General features: G+C 61.7%; 1 protein-coding gene. It reads right to left on the bottom strand.

Going from position 1 to position 1,498, the window contains the following annotated elements:
- Nucleotides 1-19: 19 nt before the first annotated feature.
- Complete coding sequence (locus CAPSK01_RS03640) at nucleotides 20-1,378, bottom strand: IS1182 family transposase (protein ID WP_034922710.1); 1,359 nt, start codon at nucleotides 1,376-1,378, stop codon at nucleotides 20-22.
- Nucleotides 1,379-1,498 lie beyond the last annotated feature (120 nt).

Genomic DNA, 1,498 nt, shown 5'->3' with positions numbered 1-1,498 from the left:
GGTTTTCCCCTCATTTTCCCTACTGTGGGCGCAATACGGCCAAGCGCTTCAAATTCCACGCCATGCAAACCAGCGTCCACTCGCCAGTGACCTTCTTCAAACCGCGCAGAGAGAAGCGGCGAAAGCCCATCACTGACTTGATGATTCCGAAGACCGGCTCGACGGTCTGCTTGCGTAAGGCGTAGCGCGCTCGTCCGTCCCTGGTCTTCAGCCGATGGGACATCGCCTGAACGGGTGTGGCGTCGTCGGGCAAAGGCGCCGGCTCGCTGTGGCGCTCCCGCCAGCCCGGGTGGTGTTCGTCGCGAGCGACGGCGATCAGTGGATCGATGTCAGCCGCCTCGCACGCCTTGATGTTCTTCTCACTACAGTAGCCGCTATCGGCGATCAGGCATTCCACGGCGCCGAGCACGCCGGCCTGCTCCTTGAGGGTGGCCAGCATCGGCTCGACTTGCTCTTTGTCGTTGGGTGCTTGCGTGACCCCGGTGGCAACGATCAGCATCGTTGCCGCATCAGCCGCCGCCTGGGCGTTGTACGCCTGTTCGAAGCCACCACCGGCGACCGGCATGATGCGCGACTCTTCGTCAGTCAGATTGATCTGATCTTTGTCCCGGGGTCCTGGCTCTGGCGCCTTTGGGGGCTTGCCGCCCGGCTTCTTGCCGGTCGCTTCTTCCTTGGCGGCACGCAGGGCCATTTTCTCGTCGTACTCGGCCTTCTCGCGCTGATAGCGCTCCTCGGCCCGGGCGACAAGCTTGGCCTTGGCGGCCGCCATCGCCGCCAGCCGATCTTCGCGACGCTTGAGTTCCTCGGGCAGGCTGACACCCGTCGGGACGTCGGCTTGATCGGCTTGTTCCGCCAGCGCCAGCAATTCCTGAACCTCGGCTTTGAGCTGAGCTTCCAGCTTTTCGATGTGGCCGTGTGACAACGCACTGTGCCGTGAGGCGTTGGCTTCGAACTTCGAGCCGTCAAGACAAATGTCCCCCACCTTGAGCACCTTCATTTCCTTGGCCATTTTCAGAACCTGCAGAAACAGGTCGCTCAGTTCGTCAAGAAAACGCCGGCGGAAGGTCGCCAGGCTGTCGTGGTCGGGATGAAGGTTGGCCGCGAGAAAGCGGAAGGCGACCGAGTCATAGGTCGCCTGCTCCAGCCGGCGGCTGGAGAAAATACCCGTCGCGTAGCCATAAACCAGAATCGCCAGCAGGGTTGCCGGGTGATAGGCTTGTGAGCCCCGCCCCGCGTACTGCCGCGTCAGCTCGGAAAGATCCAGCTGGTCGATCACCTCGACAATGAATCGGGCCAGGTGATCCTGGTTCAGCCAATCGTCCAGCGACGGCGGTAGCAGATAGGCAGTCTGGCGGTCAGCGACGATAAAGTTTGACATGCGACGACTCGATGGTTCGAAAAAGTATGATTATATCATATGTGGATCTGGCGCCGGGAAAGTCCGACAGGCTGCTAGAGGACCGAATGCCCCTGCCGGCACGCCTGGTTGGCCAGGGCG

Origin of the sequence: Candidatus Accumulibacter vicinus (assembly GCF_000584955.1) — a bacterium.
In the GTDB taxonomy this organism is placed as follows: domain Bacteria; phylum Pseudomonadota; class Gammaproteobacteria; order Burkholderiales; family Rhodocyclaceae; genus Accumulibacter; species Accumulibacter vicinus.
The sequence above is the reverse complement of the archived record's forward strand: the minus strand, read 5'-3'. Positions and strand labels throughout refer to the sequence as shown.